Below are 20,859 nucleotides of genomic sequence, written 5' to 3'. Positions count from 1 at the left end.
ACAATGCGTATCAGAACCGGCCGGGCTGGTGACCCTGGTCGGGGCCCGGCACGGCGGCCAGCCAGGCGCGGCCGGCGCGCAGCGCGTCCTCCAGGGGCGTCGGCGCGGGGTGCCACTTGTGCTCCCACTCCAGGCTCAGCCACCCACCGTAACCGGCGTCACGCAGGGTGGTGAGCACCGGCCGCAGCGGCAGCATGCCGTCGCCGAGCGGCACGGGCGTGGGGTCCTCGGCCGAGGCCCGGTCCTTCACCTGCACGTGGGCGAGCCACGGCGCCAGAGCCGCCGCCGTCCCCGCGACCGTCTCCCCGGCCATCCACGGGTGGGCGACGTCCCAGATGGCGCGCACCTCCGGGCTGCCCACCTCGGACAGCACGCGGGCGACGTCCCGGCCCCTCGGGTGGGAGTCGTGCGTCTCCAGCCAGATCTCGACGCCCCGCGGCAGCCCGCGCGCCGCGGCGCGGAGCCGGCGTACCGCGCGCGCATCGTCATCACCTTCACCAAGGCCTCCGGGGAACACGCGAACCGCGCCCGCGCCGAGGTCGCGCGCCAGTTCCGCCTCGGCGAGCAGGGCGGTCACGACCTCGTCGTCCTCGACGCCGGACGCCGCCACCTTCACGTAGGAGGCGACGCACAGGACGGTCGCGCCCGCCAGCGCGGACCGCGCCGCCCTCCTGCCCTCGGGGGAGAGCCCCCGGTGGACGGGTTCGTCCGGTGCGGAACGCAACTCCAGGCCCGGCCAGCCGGTGCGCGCGGCCATCGCGGCGACCTCGGCCAGCGGGAGCCCGGAGCAGCCGAGGGTGGAGAAGCTCAGTTTGCTCATACCGCAGACGGTACAGATGCGAGATCTCCGCGTGCCGCGCGTTCGCAACCCGTTGCCCTCGGAGCCGCGGGCGCGGTCGTGTACGGCGCCGACGCGACCGTCGCCCCGGGTCTCGGTTGAGCGCGCGACCCCCCCTGCCCTAAGATCGTGAGCTGTGACGTTCACGTTCTTCTTCCACCTGCGTTAGTCCCCGCCGGCGAAGCGAGGCAGGACCCGTCGTCGGCGAGGCGGGGCGGCGGAGCGCTGCCCCGGGCTGACGTGGGAGAAGAACGATCACTATGCGCATTCGCGCGTTTTTTCTCACCGCCCCGCGTCCCAGTGTCCCCGCCGTCTCGTGACGGCGGCGAACCTGGTGGCGCGGTGCGTTCACGGGCTGGAGCCGACGGTCGCGGCCGAAGTACTCCAGCGTGGACTCGGCGTGATCACCCATCTCGGGCATCGCGAGGTCCATTTCCGCACGTGCCGGTCGGAGTCGCGGGCCGTCGAACTGCGCACCGCCGACGACGTGTTCCTGCTGGCCGCGCGGTGCGCCGACGTCGGCGCGGCCAAGGAGGGCGCCGCGGCGCTCGCCCGGCTCGCCGACCTCGCCGATCTCGGCTCGCTGCCGCGGCAGCGCGAGAGCCATGGAGGGCCGGGCGCGCTCACCGGCGTCGAGGTGTCGGCGTCGTTCCTGGGCAGGCGCAACTTCAACCGCCACGACGTCGAGGACGCCGTCGGGCACGCCCTGGCGCGCCGGCTGGGGATCGGCTACCACTCGCGGCGGGAGGGGGCCGTGCCCCCGTCCGCCCACAGTGGCTGGCGGGTGACCCTCGACGGCACGCGGGCCACCCTCATGCTGCGGATCGCCGGCCGGCCCCTGCATCGACGCGACTACAAACGGTGTTCGGTGCCGGGGACCCTGCATCCTCCGCTGGCCGCCGCCATGGCGGGGATGGCCGACATCCGCGCAGGTCAGACCGTTCTCGACCCCTGCTGCGGGGCAGGGACCCTGCTGATCGAGGCCTGGCGGCAACAGCCGGAGGCCCGGTTCCGCGGCTTCGACCTGGCCTCGGAGGCGTTGCGGGCGGCGGGAGAGAACCTCGCCGGGCTGCCCATCACCGTCGGCCGGGCCGACGCCGGCCGCCTGCCGGTGCCGGACGGGAGTGCCGACCGGGTGCTGAGCAATCCGCCCTGGGGTGGTCAGGTCGCCGCCCGAGGCCTGCTCGCCGCGTCCTCCTCACCCTGGTGGGCGGAGCTCCGCCGCGTCCTCGCGCCCGGTGGGACGGCCGTGGTCCTGCTGCCGGGCGTCGGTGATCTGCCCATGGGGATCCGGCACCAGCTCGTCCCCGTGCACGTCCAGCGAGTACGGGTCTCCGGGGCGCAGTCGTTCCTCGTCCGGCTGACGGCGCCCGGCGGGCGGGAGCGTACGCGAGGGGGCGCCCAGGGGTACTGACGGGTCTATGGGCTGGTGGCCCCGACCTCCCAGCGCCGGCTCCGAGTGATCATCCGTCAAGGGGCCTTGCGCGGGCTCATCGCGGTCAGGGCCACCAGGAGGGGGACGGTGACGAGGAAGGCGAGGCGGAGGTCGGCCACCTGGCTGAGGGCGGCCAGGGCGGCCGGCGCGAGCAGGACGGCCGTACCCGAGGCCAGGGCGCCCAGGGAGGCCGAGTGCGAGCCACGCAGGTTCGGGGTCGCGACGAGGTCGGCGAGGGTCACGGGGTAGAGGGGCGCGACGCCGAGGCCCGCGAGCGCGAGGCCGGCGGCGACCGGTACGGGTCCGTTCGTGGCGACGACCAGCAGCGCCCCGGCGGCGATCGTCACCGTGCAGAGGGGGACGATGCGGACGCGCTGGATCAGGCGGGGCGCGCCGATGCGTCCCAGTGCCATGCCGATGGCGAACGCGCCGCCCAGCCCGGCCGCCTCACCGGGCGTCACGCCGGTCTCCTGAAGCCGGGCCACCGCCCACACGGCGAAGCAGAACTCCACCGACACGGCCAGTGTCACGCGCGTCCACCGCCTGGCCACCTCCCGCCGCGACACCGACTCCCGACGCCCACTCCTCAAATTCACACCGGCCGTACCGGCACCCCTCGAACCCGCACCAGTCGTGCCGTGGCGTGTGGTGAGTGACGCGGCGATCAGCAGGGGCGGGACGGCCGCGAGAAGTACGAGGCGCCCGCTGGGGCCGAGGGAGTCGAGCGCGCCCAGGGCCAAGGGGGCGAGGACGCCTGCGGTGCTGGACGCGGCGTTGACCCTGGTCAGCCGCACCGCCACCCCGGGGCCGTCCAGCAGCGCCGGGGTGACCAGGACGAGCCCGGCGCCGCCGAGGCCGAGGAGCAGCGCGCCGCCGACGGCCAGAGCGGGGGAGGGGGCGAGGGCGAGCAGCGCGGCACCGGAGGCGAGGACCAGCGCGCCGGCGCGAAGGGTGGGCCGCGGGCCGCGCCGCAGGAGGACGGGCCCCGCGGCGGCGGCCACCAGCAGGCCGGCGCCGAAGGCGGAGGCGAGCCACGCGATGCTCCCCACCGGGACGCTCAGGTCGCGCGACAGCATGACCAGGGTGGCGCCCAGACTGGTCACACAGAAACCCAGCGCGGCCTGCGCGATCCCGACCTGCAGGTCGCCGCGCGCGTCACGGGCCGTCCCCGTCCCGCTCGCCGGTGCCTCGGGAGTGGGCGAAGCGGGCATGCCCTTCATGCCGTCACCACCGCCGCTGCGGCGGCCCATGCCGTCCACGCGCGCTCGACGGCGGCGTCGGAGTCCACCGGCGTGCCGTCCATGCCGAGGAGGATGGCGTCCACGTCTCTCAGGTCCATTCGGCCCTCCCGCTTGTACCCGTCGCACGAGCATAAGACGATGGCTGCCACCGGATCATCGGCCAGTGCCACCGCTGGTTCCTCTCTTCCAGGTTGTGCTCGGGGTGCGGGGGCGATCGCCACGTCGATGCCGCTTGACGTGCGCGAGTGGTCCTGCGTCTGTGGCGCGGTGCATGACCGGGACGTGAAGGCCGCTGTGAGCGGAGCGGCGCCCCGGTGAACTGCTTCGAGTCAGGCGTGGCCGCCCACGGTGACCTGGCCGATCGTCAGCCGGGGAGTGCCTTCGAGGATCTCCCCGACGCGTCGCACCTGGTCGTCCAGCTCGTCGCGCTGTGCGGAGGTGAGTGAGACGAGAGGCTCCACGGTGATGTGCAGCGTGCGGCCGGAGCGGCGCTGGTGCCACAGCCCGGCCACCACCCCGTCGACGAGCATCGCCTGGAAGTTGCCGGGCAGCACGCGTTGTGCGGCCCGTCCGGGATAGAGCAGCTCGGGGGGCTGGTTGCCCACCCGGTAGGCGTATCCATCGAAGTAGGGCAGCAGCCGTACGCCCTGGGGCGGATCGGACGGAGCCTCGGTGTCCCCGGCCGTCACCCAGGCGCGGGCGCCCTCCACCTCCACCTCCCGTAGCTCCCCGGACAGGGAGTCGAACAGGTCACCCGCCCACCGCGCCGGCGCGGCCAGCCAGTGCGCGAACCGCTTCGGCGTGGACGGGCCGTACGCGTGCAGGTAGCCGTGCACGACGTGGGCCAGGGCCGCCCGAGGCTCGGCGGGCCGGAAGCCGGGCAGATGGCGGCGCGGGCTGGTGTAGGTGACCTTGCGCCCGCGGCCGGGCCCGAAGCACAGCACGCCCCGTATCCCCGCCAGGTGAATGACCTGGCGCCACCGTGGCCACATCCCCTGGAACGCGGGCATGACCAGGTCGCCCGCCCACGGGCCAGTGCGATGGACCACCGCGTCGCCGAGCTCGTCCACCGTCAGCTCGGTGTCCTCCAGCGCGTCCGCGATCGCCCGCACGACCTGCTCGGCCTGCTCGGGCGTCAGCCGCACGCCGTCCGGAAAGGGGCTGGGGGAGAGCGGGATCGCGGACAGCGCGCCGACCCACAGGGGCAGGTCGCGGGCGGGCAGCAGGTGCACGGTGCCGCGCGGCCCGAAGGTCTTGACCAGGCTGTGCTCGCTCCACAGCGCTTCGCGGACGTCGCGTCGCGTGGCGCCGGCGATGCGCAGCCCGATCGACAGCTCGGCGGCCGGCATCACCTGGGCGTGAGTGCCCGCCATGGCGGCGGCGATGTCGGCGGGCTCGGCGTCCTTGCCGGGGGCCGCCAGGGCGTGCCGCGCGAGGCGCCGCGCGCACACCTCGGCCCATGACAGGCGCGGCACCCTCACCGGACGGTCGGTCGTCATGCGGAACTCCCTGGTGTGGCCGGACGGCGTTCGCCACCCGTACCCGGGCGGCGACCCACGACGTGGCCGACGCTAGGCCGCATTTAGGCCAGTTGCCGTCCTCATTGGCCGAGCCGCGCTACCTGCTGCGGCGCAGGAGCATCGGGCCGAACCTCGACCGGGCGTGCTTCTGGAAGTCGTCGGCGTCGTTGACCCTCGGGAAGGGCTCGTCCGGCACCGGCACCTCCAGGAACTCGCACAGCGGCTCCCACCCCTGGCGGACCTCGAAGACGAGCAGCCGCTCAGGCGGGATCGCCGCCGTGACCTCCTCGATGTGCGCCTGGAAGGTCTTCAGCGCGTGCTCGGGGTCGCTCATGCGCCCGCCGAACACCCGCCGGTCGACGGTCAGCCCGCTCATCTTGGTGAACGCCGCGAAGTCGGTGCCCAGCAGGGAGGACAGCCGCAGCACCGTCTTTCCCATCAGCGTGCCGCCACGACCCCGCTGTTTGAGGATGGTGGCGTTCATGCTGGCCAGCCAGCGCTGGGGGTCCCGCACGGTCAGGACGACCTTCGCCTCGGGGTAGTGCTCGGCCAGTTCGCGCCAGTAGGCGGCGGCGGGCCAGTCGACGCAGGAGCGGTAGCCGCCCATGAGCGCGTCCCAGTCGGCCGGCCGGCCCTGGGCGATCGCGAGCCAGTCATGGATCTGCCCGGGGTTCTCGAAGACCTCCGTCATGTGGTAGCACGGCCCGAAGCCAAGCCGCTCCAGGGCGGTCTTGAGGGACAGCGTTCCTGTACGGCCGAACCCCGCGCCGATGACCCGCATATTTCCCACCATTCCGATCGGGAACTGCCACAACTGGCACGCAATCATGTTCCACCGACGCGGCAGGACGGGCAAGCGGACGCCTCTCAGGCGGACTTCTCGCGGTGGCCTTCTGGGCCGGGGTGGTCGCGGGGGACCAGGGTCGGGTTGACGTTGTGGAGCACGGTGTCGCGGTCGATCACGACGCGGGCGACGTCGTCCCGGCTCGGCACCTCGTACATCACGTTGAGCAGGATCTCCTCCAGGATCGCGCGGGTCGCCCGGGCGCCGGTGCGGCGGAGCAGCGCCTGCTCGGCGATCGCGCCGACGGCGTCCTCGGTGAACTCCAGCTCCACGCCGTCGAGCTCGAAGAGCCGCTGATACTGCTTGATGAGCGCGTTGCGCGGCTCGGTGAGGATCCGCGCCAGCGTCGTACGGTCCAGCGGCTGGAAGGTCGACACCACGGGGAGCCGGCCGGTGAGCTCCGGGATCAGCCCGAACCTGACCAGGTCCGCGGGCATGACCTCGGCGAAGGGGTCCGCCCTCTCGCGGTCCTGCCCGGTGCGGAGCGCGGCGCCGAACCCGGCGCCCTTGTGGCCGGTCCGCCGCTCGATGATCCGCTCCAGGCCGGCGAACGCGCCGCCGACGATGAAAAGCACGTTGGTGGTGTCGATCTGGATGAACTCCTGGTGCGGGTGTTTGCGGCCGCCCTGCGGCGGGACCGAGGCGGTCGTGCCTTCGAGGATCTTCAGCAGCGTCTGCTGCACGCCCTCGCCGGAGACGTCGCGGGTGATGGAGGGGTTCTCGCTCCTGCGGGCTATCTTGTCGATCTCGTCGATGTAGACGATGCCCCTCTCGGCCTTCCTGACGTCGTGGCCGGCGGCCTGGAGCAGCTTGAGCAGGATGTTCTCGACGTCCTCACCGACGTACCCGGCCTCGGTCAGCGCGGTGGCGTCGGCGATCGCGAACGGGACGTCGAGCATGCGGGCGAGCGTCTGGACCAGGTAGGTCTTGCCGGAGCCGGTGGGGCCGACCAGCAGGATGTTGGACTTGCCCAGCTCGACCGGCTCCTCCCTTTCCGCTCCGGCCTGGATGCGCTTGTAGTGGTTGTAGACCGCCACCGAGAGCGTCTTCTTGGCGTTCTCCTGCCCGACGACGTACTGCTCCAGGAACGCGTGGATCTCCCTCGGCTTGGGCAGGTCCCGTGGCCCGGCCTCGGAGTGCTCGTCGAGCTCCTCCTCGATGAGCTCGTTGCACAGTTCGACGCACTCGTCGCAGATGCAGATGTGGCCGGGGCCCGCGATGAGCCTCCTGACCTGCTTCTGGCTCTTCCCGCAGAAGGTGCACTTCAGCGGGTCGCCGTCACCGGTGCGTGGCACGCGAGAAGTCTCCTTGAGGTCGTGGGGCCCGGCTGTCAGAGGGTCACGGGCAGGGCGGTCAGCCGCCAGGTGCCAGGATCGGGCGCGCGCAGCCCGTCCGGGGGGACCGCGAGCGCGAGGCCGGGGAAGCGGCGCAGCAGTGCCGTGAGCGCGACCTCGGTCTGCACGCGGGCCAGCGACGCCCCGAGGCAGAAGTGCGGGCCGTGGGCGAAGCCCAGGTGGCCCGCGGGCCCGGCGGTGCGGCCGACGTCGAACCTGCCGGGATCGGCGAACGCGCGCGGGTCGCGGTTGGCGGCGGCGACCGCGGCGGTGACGGCCTCTCCCTTGCGCACCTGCGTGCCGTGGAGCTCGACGTCCTCCCGCGCGTAGCGGGGGATCGACAGCAGCGTCGGCCCGCACCAGCGCACCAGCTCCTCGACGGCGAGCGGCATCAGCCCGGGATCCGCACGCAGCGCGGCGAGCTGCGCGGGGTGGGAGAGCAGGGCCACCACGGCGTTGGCGATGAGGTTCGTGGGGGTCTGTCCCGCCAGGACGAGGTGCCAGACGAGCGTGACCATCTCGGTGTCGTCGAGCCGGTCCCCGTCCTCGGCCTGCGCGCGGATCAGGTCGGAGAGCAGGTCGTCGCCGGGCTCCGCGCGCCGTCGCGCCGTCGCGGCCTTGGCGCCTTCCATGATCCCTGGCACGGCCTCGGCGAACCCCTGGCCCGACCCCGCCGCCACGATGGCCCCGTACGCGCGCCAACTCGGGCGGTCGGGCTCGGGGATGCCGACCAGCTCGCAGATGACCTCCATCGGCAACGGCCGCGCCAGATGCCGTAGCAGGTCGACCGAGCCGTTCTCGGCATGGCCGGGCAGGCCGTCGAGCAGTCTCCCGGCGATCGGCTCGATCCGCGGCCGGAACTCGGCGGCGCGGCGCGCGGTGAAGGCGGGGGACACCAGCCTGCGCAGCCGGGCGTGCTCCGGCGCGGCCATCTCGGTCATCGTCCGCATGTACGGCAGGCAGTCCTCGGGCACGTCAGGCCGCATGAAGCTGTCGGCGTTGAGCTCGAAGCGAGGGTCGCCGAGCATCGCCCTGGCGTCCTCGTGCCGGGTGAGGGCCCACATGGGGGCTAGACCGGGGATCAGCAGTCGCGCCAGCGGTGAGCGCTCGCGGGCGTCCCCGTACGCCGTGAAGGGGTCGCGCAGGACCTCGGGGTCGGTGAGGTCGATCTCGGGAACGCCGCTCATGGATCCTCCTTTGAAATGGCATGAACACATGATCCCATCATCTGGATGGTCACGGTATCTTGGTTCGGCGCGCGCGGCAATCGGCGGACGCCACCGGAGATGTCACGAAATGTCGCGAAATGTCACGAGGTCATTGAGGGGGAAGGGGAGGCGATGGGCCGGCTCACCAGGGCCGAGATGCGCGAGCTCAACCGCGCCAAGGTGCTGGCCGCCGCGAGGGACGAGTTCACCGAGAGCGGCTTCCGCGAGGCCAAGATCGACGGCATCGCCGAGCGCGCGGGGCTCACCCGCGGCGCGGTCTACTCCAACTTCCCCGGGAAGCGAGCCCTCTACTTCGCCGTCCTGGCCGACCTCGCCGAACACCCGCCCGACGCGCCCTTCCCAGGCTCCGAGCACGAGCTTGCCCGGCGCACGCCCGAGGTGCCTTACCCGGACCGCGACCTCGCCGGGCATGCCTCCAAGGGGTCCCTCTCCGATCCCGGCCGCAGTGCCCGTGAGGCGCTCGGGGCGTTCGCGCGTGCCTGGGTCGCCAGGCTTCCTCTCGCCAGCGACGAGTGGAACGGCCCGGCGAGGCTCGGCATGGACCTGATGCCGGAGATCCTCGCCGACGAGCAGACCCGGCGGCCGTTCGCGCAGCTGATGAAGCTGGACGCGATCCTGCTAGGGCTCGCCCTGGAACGCCTGAGCCCAACCGGCGGACCGTCCGGCGCGGCGGCCGGGCGGCGGGTGCGTGTCGCGGAGGCCGTGCTCACGGCCCTGCACGGCACGAGCCAGATGGCGGCCGCCGCGCCCGGCTTCGGCGATCCCTTCGACGTCGTCAGCGTCTGCGAGCGGCTCGCCGGCCTTGAGCTCGACGACGTGTGGGCGCCCCCGCACCTGCCCTGGATCCCTGAGGCGCGGCCCGCCGACGAGCCGTGGTCACCGCCACCGATGCTGGACGCGGTGCGCGGCGAGCCCGCGCGGCCGGCCGTGGACGGTGTCGTGGCGATCCTCGGGCTGCACCGGCTCGAAGCGGTCGAGGAGGCGGTGCGTGCCGCGCCGCCCGGGGCGGAGGTCACCGCCGTCCTGGTCACCGGCGACCCCGACGAGCTCATGCCGCTGGCCCGGCTGGCCGTCGCGGAAATCCGCACCTGCCTGCGCGCGGCCTTCCCTCCGTCGGCGTGGCCCCACCTGCGGGTGGTGTACGACGAGACCGGATCCCTCGCCGCGAGGGCCGGCGTGCCCGCCGTCGGGGACGCTACCGAGGCCGCGATCCGCGTCGAGGGTGGCCGCGTCGTCGCCCGGGCGGACGGCCGGGGCGCGTGCCACGCGGCGGCGACCGCCGGTCGTCATCGTCCCTAGCCATCACCGACATCGTCAACGCGCACGCCTGCGGGCCCTGATCACCGTCGCCGGGCGCCGCCGGCCCGTGGAGGAGGATTTCCATGGCACACCCGGCGACGACGCCACCAAGCCCGGGCCCGCTGGTTCCACCAACGAATCCGCCTCACCCGGCGATGACGAAATCACCATCTCCGAGTGCCTAATAGGTGGGCCAGCAGCATATCCAGCGGCCGCGGCACGCGATCGAGATCGAGTGCCGCGACGAGCGGGCCAGAGTAGCGGATCTTGCGGCCACCGCCTGATCCCATGAACCGGCGTAGCTGGTCGTGAGTGGCGCGCCCGCGCCATGCGGGTTGCTTCTGGAGCGTGCGAAATGAGCTGAGCTCGCCCTCGGCATCGACAACGCGCTCAACCGTGGCGGTGCCGAGGGCGCGGATCAGCTCGTCTTCCAGGTCAGCGACGCACACGAAGAATCCGAGCGCCTCCAGATCGCTTCGGCTGAGATCGGATCCAAGGCCGGCGCGCTCGAGACCCCTCCGGAAGGCGCCTTCCTCCCCGACGTCGCACAGACCGGCCAGCCGGAGATCGCGACCGGGAGGGCCGAACCTGCCGATATACGTCCCGATGTTCGTGGCACCGCCCATCGCCACAAGGGAGATGCCTTCGGCCGCCAGGTTCCGGCCACGGCGCTCGGCCAACGCTTCGATGGCCGACTTGTCACTGGCTCCCTCGACCAGGACCACGGTTCGCGTGTCGCTCACGAGCCCAGCCTTGCACCGAACCTGGAGAGGTTCATCCCCTTTACGCGTTGGCAGGTCACCAGCCGCCGGTCCGAAACAGTCCCGGACGAATTGGCGCTGACGTCCGCTGCCGCGTGCCCAGGGAATGTCTGATCTTCGGATCAGGAGGGCTCGCAGGCCGGCAGGGTGACAATCACGGTGAGGCCGCCGCCTTCGCGTGGGCGGGCGTTGATATGACCATCGTGGGCTCTGACGACCGAGCGGACGATGGACAGGCCCAAGCCGGCGCCCTTGGCGGTGACCAGCCGTTCGTCGCCCAACCGGCGAAACGGTTCGAACAGAGAAGGGATCTCGTACGGCGGCACCGTGGGCCCGGTGTTGCTCACCTCCACCTCCACAGTGGCGTCGGGGTGGGTGCGGCTGAGGACGCTCACCCAGCCGCCGACCTTGACGTTGTGCCTGACGGCGTTCTCCACCAGATTGTGCACCAGTCTTTCCAGCAGCAGCGCGTCGCCCAGGGTGAACGCCTCGCCCGCCTGCTCCTTCACGATCACCCCTGCGTGTTGGGCCTCGGTGGCGGTCTCGGCGACCACGTGGCCGACCACGTCCGCCAAGTCGACGGGAAGCCGTTCGATGATCTCCCTCTCCGAGCCGGCGAGGAGCAGCAGGCCGTTGATCAGCCGCTCGTGCCTGGTGTTGATCTCCAGGAGGCTCTCGCCCAGTTGTTTGACGTCCTCGGAGGCGGATTTTCGATGCATGGCCAGCTCGACCAGGGCTCGGCCGATGGTCAGCGGTGTGCGCAGTTCGTGGGAGGCACTGGCGACGACGCGTTTCCTCGGCGTTTCCAACGTCCGTCGCGTGCCGCTGCTACGGGGCACTGAGCGCTGCGAGCAATCGGCTCCAGCACTTCAAGCTGCTCAGCACGGGTGAGGGCGGGCTCGTGGCCACCGCCGCCCCCGCCCTGTGCGTGCGGGCGGTCTACAGCCACGACGCGGCGGGGAGCACCCCTACTAAAGAGACGCTTTGCCGCATCGATTGCAGGATGTGATCGTGCCATCCGTGATCCAGGGTGGTCGTCATGCCACAAACAGACACGGCTGCCCGACGAAGCGGCACATGGAAGACCCCTCCTCTCATTCATCGCAACGCCTGGTTCCCAGGCCGGATCATCGGAGGGGCGGCGCTTATCCTTGCCCCCCTCGTATGGTCGGCCGGGTTGCTTCTTCGGTACCTGGCGCTGAACTCGGTGGCCTTCACGCCCGGGCAGTTGGAGGAGTTCGCCAGGCAGCCGTTCGCCGCCCCGATGCAGCTGGCCGTGTATGTGGAGAATCCCGCACTGGTCACCGCCGGCTACGCGTGCTTCGCCCTCGGCACCATCCTGCTGTGTCCCGCCGTCATCACGCTCGCCCGGATCGTCGCCGCGAGATCTCCGTGGTCCGCCCTCATGGGCGGCACGCTCCTCGTCCTGGGCCTCTTCTCGCGCCTGTATTGGGCGGGCGTCGATCAGACCGCCTTCCAGCTGATCGGGCAGCTGGGCCTTGAACAGACAACCAAGATCGTGATGGACACGTATGTGGACGTCTCTTACGGGCCGTGGAGGGTTCCCGTCACGGCTGCCTTCGGCCTGTACATCGGAACCCTTGTGCTGGCCATCGGGGCCTACCGGTCGGGCACGTTCGGTGTGGGGCGTCTCCTGCTGTTCCTCTGGTCGGGAACACTGTGGACCGGCCATCTCAAGGAGAGCAGCTTCATCGATGTCGTCTCGACAGGCGTCCTGTGTCTGGTACTGGTGCCGCTCGGCATCCAGGTGCTGCGCAAGGCCGTTCCCGAGCTGCGCACCGAGCGGCTTCCCGTCCCCGACCGCAAACCCCTGCGGCTGGTGAGCTGGTGAGCTGGTGAGCTGCACGCGCACCGGATACGGCTGTCTAGGCTGATCAGGTGAGGATCGAGGAGATACGTGATCGGCTGGTGACGGTGGCGCTTCCCGCCGCCGCATTCTGCGCCGCCTTCGTACCGGGCGCGAGGCCGTACACCTTCTTCGGCCTCGCCTCGGTGCCCGTGCACATCCAAGGCGCGGCGATCGGTCTCCTGGCCGCCGCCGCGGCTTGGACGGCACCGCGGCGGCTCTGGCCGCTGTTGCTCGTCGCGGCCGTCGACTCGGTGGCGCGGTCGCCAGGGTTCCTGCTGTCCGTGGCGTCATACGTCGCGGCGACCACGTATCGGCGGCCCCTGCACCTGACGGTCTTCACGGTGGTCGCGAGCCTTCTGGCGGTGGTGCCCCGGCCCGGGGCCGACATTTCCTCCTCTCTGGGCGGCGCGCCGCTGTTCGTCTGGTTTCCGCTGGTGATCGGGCTGTGGGTGGGCGCGCGCCGGCAGGTGGTGGCCGGGCTGCGTGAGCGCGCCGAACGGCTGGAGCGGGAGGAGGCCGCCCGTACCGAGCGGGCTCGCGCGCAGGAACGTGCCCGCATCGCGCGGGACATGCACGACGTGGTGGCGCACCGGGTATCGCTGATGGTCCTGCGCGCGGGAGCGCTGGAGATCAACGCTGTGGACGAGAAGATCGCGGCGGAGGCGGAGCTCATCCGGGTCACGGGCAAGGAAGCCCTCGAGCAGCTGCGAGCGGTTCTCGGAATCCTCACCGAAGTTCCCCGGCGACGGCCGATGATCGGGGAGGAAGTCCTCGAACCTCAGCCGACGCTGGCCGATCTCGACTGGCTGCTCGATCAGTCGAGGTCTGTCGGAGTCCCGGTGGAGCGGCGCGATGAGGGGACGGCGCAGGAGGTGCCCGTCATGGTGCAGCACACCGCCTACCGGATGGTGCAGGAGGCCCTCACCAACATCCACAAGCATGCGGGCATGGCCGCGACCCAGGTCGTGGTGCGCTACCTGCCCTCGGCACTGGAGGTCACCATCAAGAACTCCGTCCCATCGGATCGCACGCCGGCCCTGCCCGGCAGCGGGCTCGGCCTGATCAGCCTGAGAGAGCGCATCGAACTGCTGGGCGGCGGGTTCACCGCCAGACGGGAGCCGGACGGCGGTTTCCTTGTGTCCGCGAGGTTGCCGACGTGATCCGGGTGCTCATCGTCGACGATGAGGCCTTGGTGCGGACCGGGCTGCGCATGATCCTGGAGGCCGCCGATGACCTCGAGGTGGTTGCCGAGGCGGCGAACGGAGTGGAGGCAGTGACTGCGGTCGCGCGCCACGGGCCGCACGTCGTGCTCATGGACGTGCAGATGCCCCGCATGGACGGCGTGGCCGCGCTCAAGGAGATGAACCGGTCCCCGAACCCGCCGAAGGTGGTCATGCTCACCACCTTCGACCGCGACGAGTACGTCTACAGCGCCCTGCGCGCCAAGGCCGCGGGATTCCTGCTGAAGGACACCGCGCCCCGTGACCTGATCGCTGCCGTCCGCACGGTGGCCGACGGCAGCGCCATGCTCGCGCCTACGGTGACCAAGCGGATGATCGACGCCTTCGCCGGGCAGCAGGCACCGGACGCCCGCGCCGCGCGCGAACGCCTGGCCGCCCTCACCGACCGCGAACGGCAGGTCGTCCAGGCAGTGGCCCGAGGGCTGGCCAACGCCGAGATCGCCCGCGAACTCACCATGAGCGAGACCACGGTCAAGGCCCACGTCAGTCGCTCGCTCGCGAAACTCGGGCTGGTCAACCGGGTGCAGATCGCGCTCCTCGTCCGAGATGCCGGCTGGCCACGCTTCTGATCTACAAAGTAAAGGGCGCCGTAGTGGGTATTGAACACTGACTACAGATCGGAATACATCCGCGGTCGCCGAGGCTCAACATACGACGGTCAACCGGCAGCACACCTGTGTCAGTGAACCGACCAGACGCTCGTCGCCGCCGGCCGAGTGACCGCGGCCAGACACGAGGGAAAGGCACATCATATGAAGATCGGCATCATCGGAGCCGGCCACATCGGCGGCAACCTCACCCGCCGTCTCACCGCCCTCGGGCACGAGGTGGCCGTCGCCAATTCGCGCGGCCCCGAGACCCTCACCGAGCTCGCCGAGGAGACCGGTGCCACGCCCGTCCACGTCGAGCAGGCCACGCGTGGTGCCGAGGTGGTCGTCGTGGCCATCCCGGTCAAGAGCGTCCCCAAGCTGCCCGCCGGCCTCTTCGACGGGGTGCCGGACAGCGTCGCCGTCATCGACACCGGCAACTACTACCCGCAGCGGGACGGCCTGATCACCCCCATCGAGGAGGGCGTGACCGAGAGCCGCTGGACCGAGCAGCACCTCGGCCACCCCGTGATCAAGGCGTTCAACGGCACCTACGCCCAGCACATCCTCGACCTGCCGCGGCCCAAGGGCACTCCCGGCCGCGTCGCCCTGCCGGTGGCCGGCGACGACGAGGCGGCCAAGCGGGTCGTCCGTGACCTCATCGACGAGCTGGGCTTCGACACCGTCGACGCCGGGGGGCTCGACGAGTCGTGGCGCCAGCAGCCCGGATCGCCCGTGTACGGCCAGTCGGTGGAGGCCGACGCGATCCGTGACCTCCTGGCCAAGGCCACCCCGGAACGCCCCGACGACTTCCGCGCCTGACCCGGACGCACCACTGGTACCTGGTCCGGTGGTGCGAATCGCCTGAGGGCTTGGTTCCGCGGGGTGAGTCTCATCGGTTCGGGAGGAGGTCTCAGCCTCGTGGGGTGAGTCGCATCGCCTGGTTCAGGATGGAGTCGTCGACGTCCGCCTGGAGCAGTCCGTTGTCGAGGCCGGGGACGCAGCCGATCCAGACGACGACGCTGGCGGGTGGCCCGTCCGCGTAGCCGAACAGGTAGTGAAATACCCGGCTATGCGTGCTTTCGCCACCCTGGCACGTGTGGTCAGTTGGCCGGGTGTCCGGAGAGTTCAGCGCCGCCGCCAGGCTCGTGGCCGCCTGGCGGCCGTGCTGCGCCCGGGGACGCCGCGCGCCGGAGGAGCCGGCCTCCCCGCACACCAGGACCGAGACGGGCCGGCCGGGCACCATCCACTCGTTCTGGCCGCGGCGCTGGGTCGGCCCGTCGCAGGGGTCGTCGGGGCGTATGACCTTCCACGTTCCGGTCCGGTAGGCGGCGGTGATGCTCGGCCCCAGGTACGCCTCGCTGGTGGTCGTGCCGTTGGTGGTCGTCACGCACGCGTTGACCTCCTCGGCGGTGCCCACCCAGATCGCCTGGCCGCCGGGGTAGGCGAACCGGATGAGGTAGTTCGTCATGGGCCCGCCCACCGCTGTGCAGGGGCTGTCGCGATTCCCTGTGGTCACCGGGAGGTAGGCGAGGTCGCGGGCCATCGCCGTGGCCTGGCCCGTCAGGGTACGGGCGCCGGCGAGCCGCTCGCCTCCCGGGCGGAAGTTCTCCCCCGGGTAGGCGCAGATCGTCGCGGCGACGGGCTCGCCGGGTACCAGTGACGCCTCGGCTCCGTCGATTCCGGTGGCCTGGGGCACCCAGTCGCCGATCCCGGCGCCGCCCCATCGTTGCGGGCACGACGCCGGTGCGGACGTCGCCCCGCTGGGCGAGCGCGAGATGAGTACGGCCGACGCGCATATCGCGATCGAGGCCAGGGCGATGCCGGCCGCGTTGAGAAGAAGCCTCACAACGCTGAGACGCCGCTGGAGGCCGATCGGTTCGCTCGGCCCTTGGTATGGCCGTCCGGGAAGGCGGTGCCGCCCTAGAAGAGGCTTCGTTTCTGGGGCAGGTCGATGACGCCGAGGAGGGCGAGCAGGACGAACCCGGCGAGGGCGGCGATGAGGAGCCAGGCGACCGGGTGGCCGAGGTTGATCGTCCAGGAGGAGCCGAGCCGGGCGTGCAGGAGGAGCGCGGGGTCGCGGCGGTTGGCGTAGACGGTGCCCGCGAGGAACCAGTGCCGGTCGTCGTCGCGTTGCGCGACCCCGGAGTCCTCCTGGTCCTCGCCGGGGAGGGCGGGCAGGCGGTGCCCCGCCTGGCCCACCTTCGTCTCCCAGACCAGCCATCCGGCGACCATCGCGGCGAGCGGGAGGCAGGTGGCCGCCTGCCAGGCGATCGTGGGCGGGATGACCTCCCAGAGCAGCAGGGCGGAGATGAGCAGGCCCAGGTTCAGGCAGGCGGCCGAGAGCAGCGACAGTGCGGCGATGCCGCGCAGGTAGACGCGGTAGCGGCGGGCCGAGCCCGTGGGCCTGGCCGCGTCGAGGTCGGGCCGGGCGCGCAGCACCACCAGGACCGGCACGAGGACCAGGAGGGTGGTCGCGGCCTGGTAGGCGACCGGCTCGAAGGCGTTCAGGAACGTGGTGGGCTCGCGCGGTGCGGGGGATGTGCCGTACGCGAGGAACGGCGGCAGCGTGGGAGGCAGCCCGCCGTACCGTGACCAGCCGATGGAGGCGGTGAGCAGCGTGATCGCCAGGGCGGGCAGGCTCCAGAGCCAGGGCACGCGGACGGGGTCGGTGCGGAAGGTGGTGTCGGCGGTGACGGCCTGACGCCGCTCGGCCTGCCAGCGCCCGGCGTCCTTGGCGGCGCGGACGTTGCGGTGGGCGCGGTGGTAGAGCAGCAGGTCGGCCGCGGCCAGGGCGGTGGCGGTGGCGCCGGTCACGGCCGGTTCACCCGTGGCGAGCAGCACGGCGGTCGAGATCGTCGCGGCGATCGCGGCCGCCGTGACGGTCAGGCGGGCGTAGCTCCGGCGCTGGGCGATGACGTCGGGGTCGGCCACGCGTCCGGCGCTCACGCGGACGCCGAACGGCAGCGTCGGCCTGGCCAGCGCGGGCAGGGCCAGGGCGAGGCAGGTGACCAGCGCGAGGAGGGCCAGGTGGGCGGCGATGAGCGGGGTCATGGCGTTTCCTTGAATTCGGTCAGCATGGTCTCGCAGCGTCGCATCACGTCCTCCAGGCCCAGGCCGTGGACGGTGGCCTCCGCCAGCAGCACGCGCATTCGCTCTTCCCAGTCGTCGGTGAACCCGGCTTCGGGCGGGCCGGTGGCGGGGTCGCGTCTGACGACCGCGCCGCTCTTGCGGTTGACGCGGATGACGCCCTGCTGTCGTAGCAGGTCGTAGGCCTTGTTCACGGTGTGGAAGTTGATGCCGAAGTCGGCGGCGAGCTGCCGGGTCGAGGGCAGCGGGTCGCCTTCCCTGGCCTGTCCGCGGGCGATCGCCTCCACGATGCGGTCCCGGATCTGCTGGTAGATCGGGACCTCGCTGTCGAGGTCAAGGGTCAGCTGCACACCGACAGACTATCTGATATACAACTTATAGAACAGATGTCACTCGCCAACACGACACAGGAGGACATCGTGATCGAGGTAGGGATCCACGAGGGGACGCTGACCGTGTTCTTCGCCCCGTGGACACGGCCGTTCACCAGGACCGACGCGGTGCGCGTGCCGCTGGAGGCCATCGCCGAGGCGCACCACCTCGACCGGCCGCTCACGGCGGCCACGGGGGTGCACTCCGGCCTGCTCGTCAGCGGCTTCGCCAAGGTCGGCACCTGGACGTCCCTGAAGGGCGTCAGGCGGCTGGTGGCCGCCCGCCGCGGCGTGCCCGGCCTGCGCATCGTCCTGAAGGGCAGGGTGGCGGGCTACGACGAGCTGATCCTGAGCGTCCGGGACGCCGGTGAGATCCGGCGCCACCTGGCGGCGGTGCTGACATGAGCGAGGGCTCCTGGGGCATCGAGGTGCGCGGCCTGACCAAGACCTTCGGGCCCGTGGCCGCCGTCACCGACCTCAGCTTCGGCGTCGCGCCCGGCACGGTCGCAGGTTTCCTCGGGCCGAACGGCGCGGGCAAGACCACCACCATGCGGATGCTGCTGGGCCTGGTCGCGCCGACCTCCGGCACGGCCACCATCGGCGGCAGGCGTTACGCCGACCTTGCCCGGCCGACCGCGACGGTCGGCGCGGTGCTGGACGGCTCGGGCTTCCACCCCGGCCACACCGCGCTGGACCATCTGCGCGTGTACGCCCGCATGGGCCGGTACGGCACGGCCCGTGCCGCGCGGGTCGCCGAGCTGACGGGGGTGTCGGCGTTCGCGGGGAGGGCTACGCGCACTCTGTCCACCGGGATGCGGCAGCGCCTCAACCTGGCCACCGCCCTGCTGGGCGATCCGCGCGTGCTGCTGCTGGACGAGCCGGGCAACGGCCTCGACCCCGAGGGCATCGCCTGGCTGCGCCGGTTCCTGCGCGACCTGGCGGCCGAGGGGCGCACCGTCCTGGTCTCCAGCCATGTGCTCGGCGAGATCGAGCAGGTGGCCGACCAGGTCGTGGTGATCCGCGAGGGCCGGCTGGTCGCCACCGGGCCCATCACCGGGCTGTACGGCGCGGCGGCCGTGCTCGTCCGGTCGCCGGAGGCGGACCTGCTCAGGGCCCGCCTGCTGGACAGCGAGGGCGAGGCCGGGGGGGTGATCCGCGTGGAGGCTCCGGGACCGGGTGTCCTGCGCGTTCACGGCATGACCACCGCACAGGTCGCGGCCGTCGCGGCGGCGCACGGCATTCCGCTGCACGAGATCACCCTTGAACGTCCCACTCTCGAGGAGGCGTTCCTGAACATGACCGGAGGTGCCCGATGACCGCGCTCGTCTCGGCGGAGTGGACGCGCCTGACCTCGTCCAGGCTGTGGCTGTGGGGCCTGCTGGCCGCGCTCGGCAGCGGAGCCCTCGTCGGCCTGCTCGCGCTCGTGGGCCCGGAGAACTTCACCCCTCCACTGCCGGGCTTGGCCAGCGAGGAGGGTACCCGGGTGCTGCTCGGGCTGCTGGGTTTCACCATGTTCGTCCCCGCGCTGATCGGCACCGCGGCCGTGGCCTCGGAGTACCGCCACGGGACCGTCACCACCACGGCGCTGTTCGCCCCGAGGCGCTGGACCTGGCTCGCGGCCAAGCTGGTGGCCTACGCCGGTGGCGGGCTCGCCTACGGCGTGGTCGCGGCGGGGGTGGCGGCGGGCGCGCTGTTCGCGGTGGCCGCCCTCAAGGGGATCGCCCTCGGCCTGCCCGCGGGCACGGTGCTGGCGCTGCTGGGCCGCGTCGCGCTGACCATGGCGGTCTACACGCTGCTGGGCGTGGCCGTGGGGGCCCTCCTGCGCAACCAGGTGACCGCGCTGGTGGTCGTCGGCGCCTACTTCTACATGGTCGAGACCGCCCTGATGCTCGTACCTGGGATCAAGGCGGTCTACCCCTACCTGCCCGGCGGCGCCACCGCCGCGCTCACCGGGTTCACCTACCTGGCCGAGGCCGTCGCCGGTCAGACGGGCACGGAGGCCGCCCGGCTGCTCCCCGCGCCGGTCGGCGGCGCCGTGCTGCTGGCGTACGCCCTGGTGGCGGCCGTGATCGCCGTGGCGGCTCCGCTGCGGCGGGACATCGGCTGACCCGCACCCCTGGTCCCGCCGCCGCGGCGGGACATCCCTGCCCTCGCCCGCTGGGCTGTCAGGCGAGCATGTCCAGCACGCGCTGCTCCTTGGCCGGGTCGATGCCGTGCCGGGGCCTGTCGGACCGTGGCACGGGGTCTCCTTCGGCCTGGAGCCAGGCCCAGGTGTCGGCGACCGTCTCGTGGAGCGGGCGGCAGGTGAGCCCCGCGTCGTGGGCGGCCGTGACGTCGGAGTCGTGCATGCCGCCGTACTCGGCGTCCTCGGGCAGCCAGATCGGCATCTCGGTCCAGGGGCTGACGCCCGCCTCGACGAGCACCTCGGGGGAGGCCCAGACCAGCTCGGCGTCCGACGCGGTGACCTTCACCGCGGTTTCGAGCAGCTCGCCCATGGTGGTGTACCCGGCGCGGCTCACGGTGTTGAACGTGCCGCCGAGGCCCCGCCCGGCGGCGGCGAGCATCCACGCCGCCAGGTCCCTGGCGTCGATGTACTGGAGCGGGCGGGCGGGGCGGCCGGGCGCGAGGACCCGGCCGCCGCGCTCAAGCCGGCGAAGCCACCAGGGCAGCCGTCCGATGTTCTCGTACGGCCCGAGGATCAGCCCGGCGCGGGCGAGCAGGGCCCGATCGCCGAAGGCGCCGAGGACGGCGAGCTCGCCACCGCGTTTCATGGCGGCGTAGTCCTCGCTGTCGCCGCCGGGATCGCCCTCCACCACAGGGGCGTGCTCGTCGGCGCCGAGCGGGACCGGCCAGTGGTAGACCGACCGGCTGGACACGTATCCGTAGTGACCGGTGCGGCCGGCGAGCAGCTCGCAGGAGTCGCGGACCACGCGCGGGGCGCCGCTCCAGGCGTCCACGACCGCGTCCCACTCCCGGTCTCCAAGGGCGCGGCGCAGCGCGCCGGGGTCGGTGCGGTCCGCGATGAGCGGTTCGACGCCCGGGGCGGGGGACCTGCTCACACCGCGGTTCAGCGTGGTGACGTCGTGGCCGGCCGCCAATGCGGTCTCGACGACGGCCCGTCCCACGAAATGCGTTCCACCAAGAACAAGAAGCCTCATAGCGGCCATCCTGGTTCCATCGGGATAAGCAGCGTCTCGAA

At 72.0% G+C, this 20,859-nt stretch carries 22 protein-coding genes; 9 read left to right on the top strand and 13 right to left on the bottom strand.

Going from position 1 to position 20,859, the window contains the following annotated elements; all coding sequences use genetic code 11:
• Nucleotides 1-10: 10 nt before the first annotated feature.
• Nucleotides 11-820, bottom strand: coding sequence for a sugar phosphate isomerase/epimerase family protein (locus tag ACOZ38_RS21735; RefSeq protein WP_424533033.1), 810 nt, complete (start codon nt 818-820; stop codon nt 11-13).
• A gap of 334 nt (nt 821-1,154) precedes the next feature.
• On the opposite strand from ACOZ38_RS21735, the gene ACOZ38_RS21730 reads away from it, so the two are divergent.
• Nucleotides 1,155-2,252, top strand: coding sequence for a TRM11 family SAM-dependent methyltransferase (locus tag ACOZ38_RS21730; RefSeq protein WP_424533032.1), 1,098 nt, complete (start codon nt 1,155-1,157; stop codon nt 2,250-2,252).
• A 56-nt stretch (nt 2,253-2,308) separates the two neighbouring features.
• Here ACOZ38_RS21730 and ACOZ38_RS21725 read toward each other — a convergent pair whose 3' ends face one another.
• The 6 genes from ACOZ38_RS21725 to ACOZ38_RS21700 form a co-directional block, all read right to left on the bottom strand.
• Nucleotides 2,309-3,493, bottom strand: a complete 1,185-nt coding sequence (locus ACOZ38_RS21725; protein ID WP_424533031.1) for a hypothetical protein — start codon at nt 3,491-3,493, stop codon at nt 2,309-2,311.
• Nucleotides 3,490-3,612 (bottom strand): hypothetical protein, encoded by a 123-nt coding sequence (locus tag ACOZ38_RS21720; RefSeq protein ID WP_424533030.1) that lies wholly within the window; start codon nt 3,610-3,612, stop codon nt 3,490-3,492. Before ACOZ38_RS21720 ends, ACOZ38_RS21725 begins: the two co-directional genes overlap by 4 nt.
• A 231-nt stretch (nt 3,613-3,843) precedes the next feature.
• Entirely contained in the window at nt 3,844-5,013 is a 1,170-nt protein-coding gene (locus tag ACOZ38_RS21715) for a winged helix DNA-binding domain-containing protein (protein WP_424533029.1), read from the bottom strand.
• Between the two features lie 118 nt (nt 5,014-5,131).
• Nucleotides 5,132-5,815 carry a sulfotransferase family protein gene (locus ACOZ38_RS21710; protein ID WP_424533028.1) on the bottom strand — a complete coding sequence of 228 codons (684 nt, stop codon included), beginning with the start codon at nt 5,813-5,815 and terminating at the stop codon, nt 5,132-5,134.
• Nucleotides 5,816-5,901: 86 nt separating this feature from the next.
• A complete protein-coding gene (gene clpX / locus ACOZ38_RS21705; RefSeq protein ID WP_424533027.1) occupies nt 5,902-7,173 on the bottom strand; it encodes an ATP-dependent Clp protease ATP-binding subunit ClpX in 1,272 nt (423 codons plus the stop codon).
• Between the two features lie 35 nt (nt 7,174-7,208).
• On the bottom strand, nt 7,209-8,399 hold the full coding sequence (locus tag ACOZ38_RS21700) for a cytochrome P450 family protein (RefSeq protein WP_424533026.1): 1,191 nt from the start codon (nt 8,397-8,399) through the stop codon (nt 7,209-7,211).
• Between the two features lie 153 nt (nt 8,400-8,552).
• Here ACOZ38_RS21700 and ACOZ38_RS21695 point away from each other — a divergent pair, with 153 nt between their 5' ends.
• Nucleotides 8,553-9,740 (top strand): TetR family transcriptional regulator, encoded by a 1,188-nt coding sequence (locus ACOZ38_RS21695; RefSeq protein WP_424533025.1) that lies wholly within the window; start codon nt 8,553-8,555, stop codon nt 9,738-9,740.
• Between the two features lie 164 nt (nt 9,741-9,904).
• On the opposite strand, the gene ACOZ38_RS21690 is transcribed toward ACOZ38_RS21695, so the two are convergent.
• Both ACOZ38_RS21690 and ACOZ38_RS21685 read right to left on the bottom strand, forming a co-directional pair.
• Nucleotides 9,905-10,483, bottom strand: coding sequence for a TOPRIM nucleotidyl transferase/hydrolase domain-containing protein (locus ACOZ38_RS21690; RefSeq protein WP_424533024.1), 579 nt, complete (start codon nt 10,481-10,483; stop codon nt 9,905-9,907).
• 140 nt (nt 10,484-10,623) lie between these two features.
• Nucleotides 10,624-11,310, bottom strand: coding sequence for a sensor histidine kinase (locus ACOZ38_RS21685; RefSeq protein ID WP_424533023.1), 687 nt, complete (start codon nt 11,308-11,310; stop codon nt 10,624-10,626).
• Nucleotides 11,311-11,678: 368 nt separating this feature from the next.
• Here ACOZ38_RS21685 and ACOZ38_RS21680 point away from each other — a divergent pair, with 368 nt between their 5' ends.
• The 4 genes from ACOZ38_RS21680 to ACOZ38_RS21665 all read left to right on the top strand — a co-directional run bounded on the left by ACOZ38_RS21680 (nt 11,679) and on the right by ACOZ38_RS21665 (nt 15,021).
• Entirely contained in the window at nt 11,679-12,353 is a 675-nt protein-coding gene (locus tag ACOZ38_RS21680; protein ID WP_424533022.1) for a hypothetical protein, read from the top strand.
• Between the two features lie 47 nt (nt 12,354-12,400).
• The gene (locus tag ACOZ38_RS21675; protein ID WP_424533021.1) at nt 12,401-13,531 is read left to right on the top strand and encodes a sensor histidine kinase; all 1,131 of its coding nucleotides are present in this window, start codon (nt 12,401-12,403) and stop codon (nt 13,529-13,531) included.
• A complete protein-coding gene (locus ACOZ38_RS21670) occupies nt 13,528-14,181 on the top strand; it encodes a response regulator (RefSeq protein WP_424533020.1) in 654 nt (217 codons plus the stop codon). The genes ACOZ38_RS21675 and ACOZ38_RS21670 overlap by 4 nt, the downstream gene beginning before the upstream one ends.
• Nucleotides 14,182-14,328: 147 nt before the next feature.
• A complete protein-coding gene (locus tag ACOZ38_RS21665) occupies nt 14,329-15,021 on the top strand; it encodes an NADPH-dependent F420 reductase (RefSeq protein WP_424533019.1) in 693 nt (230 codons plus the stop codon).
• Nucleotides 15,022-15,112: 91 nt separating this feature from the next.
• Here ACOZ38_RS21665 and ACOZ38_RS21660 read toward each other — a convergent pair whose 3' ends face one another.
• From ACOZ38_RS21660 to ACOZ38_RS21650, 3 genes are all read right to left on the bottom strand, one after another.
• Complete coding sequence (locus ACOZ38_RS21660) at nt 15,113-16,048, bottom strand: hypothetical protein (RefSeq protein WP_424533018.1); 936 nt, start codon at nt 16,046-16,048, stop codon at nt 15,113-15,115.
• A gap of 74 nt (nt 16,049-16,122) precedes the next feature.
• Nucleotides 16,123-17,253: a DUF1648 domain-containing protein gene (locus tag ACOZ38_RS21655; protein ID WP_424533017.1), complete on the bottom strand. Its 1,131-nt coding sequence runs from the start codon at nt 17,251-17,253 to the stop codon at nt 16,123-16,125.
• Nucleotides 17,250-17,639: a GntR family transcriptional regulator gene (locus ACOZ38_RS21650; RefSeq protein ID WP_424533016.1), complete on the bottom strand. Its 390-nt coding sequence runs from the start codon at nt 17,637-17,639 to the stop codon at nt 17,250-17,252. Before ACOZ38_RS21650 ends, ACOZ38_RS21655 begins: the two co-directional genes overlap by 4 nt.
• 69 nt (nt 17,640-17,708) lie before the next feature.
• Between ACOZ38_RS21650 and ACOZ38_RS21645 the strand changes: the two genes are divergently transcribed.
• From ACOZ38_RS21645 to ACOZ38_RS21635, 3 genes are read left to right on the top strand one after another with little or no spacing between them, the layout of a single operon-like run.
• Nucleotides 17,709-18,065: a hypothetical protein gene (locus tag ACOZ38_RS21645; protein WP_405148548.1), complete on the top strand. Its 357-nt coding sequence runs from the start codon at nt 17,709-17,711 to the stop codon at nt 18,063-18,065.
• Nucleotides 18,062-18,976: an ABC transporter ATP-binding protein gene (locus tag ACOZ38_RS21640; protein ID WP_424533015.1), complete on the top strand. Its 915-nt coding sequence runs from the start codon at nt 18,062-18,064 to the stop codon at nt 18,974-18,976. Before ACOZ38_RS21645 ends, ACOZ38_RS21640 begins: the two co-directional genes overlap by 4 nt.
• Complete coding sequence (locus ACOZ38_RS21635) at nt 18,973-19,767, top strand: ABC transporter permease (RefSeq protein WP_424533014.1); 795 nt, start codon at nt 18,973-18,975, stop codon at nt 19,765-19,767. The genes ACOZ38_RS21640 and ACOZ38_RS21635 overlap by 4 nt, the downstream gene beginning before the upstream one ends.
• Nucleotides 19,768-19,825: 58 nt before the next feature.
• Here the strand turns inward: ACOZ38_RS21635 and ACOZ38_RS21630 are convergent, their stop codons facing one another.
• Nucleotides 19,826-20,818 carry an NAD-dependent epimerase/dehydratase family protein gene (locus ACOZ38_RS21630; RefSeq protein WP_424533013.1) on the bottom strand — a complete coding sequence of 331 codons (993 nt, stop codon included), beginning with the start codon at nt 20,816-20,818 and terminating at the stop codon, nt 19,826-19,828.
• Nucleotides 20,819-20,859: the final 41 nt, after the last annotated feature.

Source organism: Sphaerisporangium viridialbum, from assembly GCF_049674955.1.
Lineage (GTDB): Bacteria > Actinomycetota > Actinomycetes > Streptosporangiales > Streptosporangiaceae > Sphaerisporangium > Sphaerisporangium viridialbum.
The sequence above is the reverse complement of the archived record's forward strand: the minus strand, read 5'-3'. Positions and strand labels throughout refer to the sequence as shown.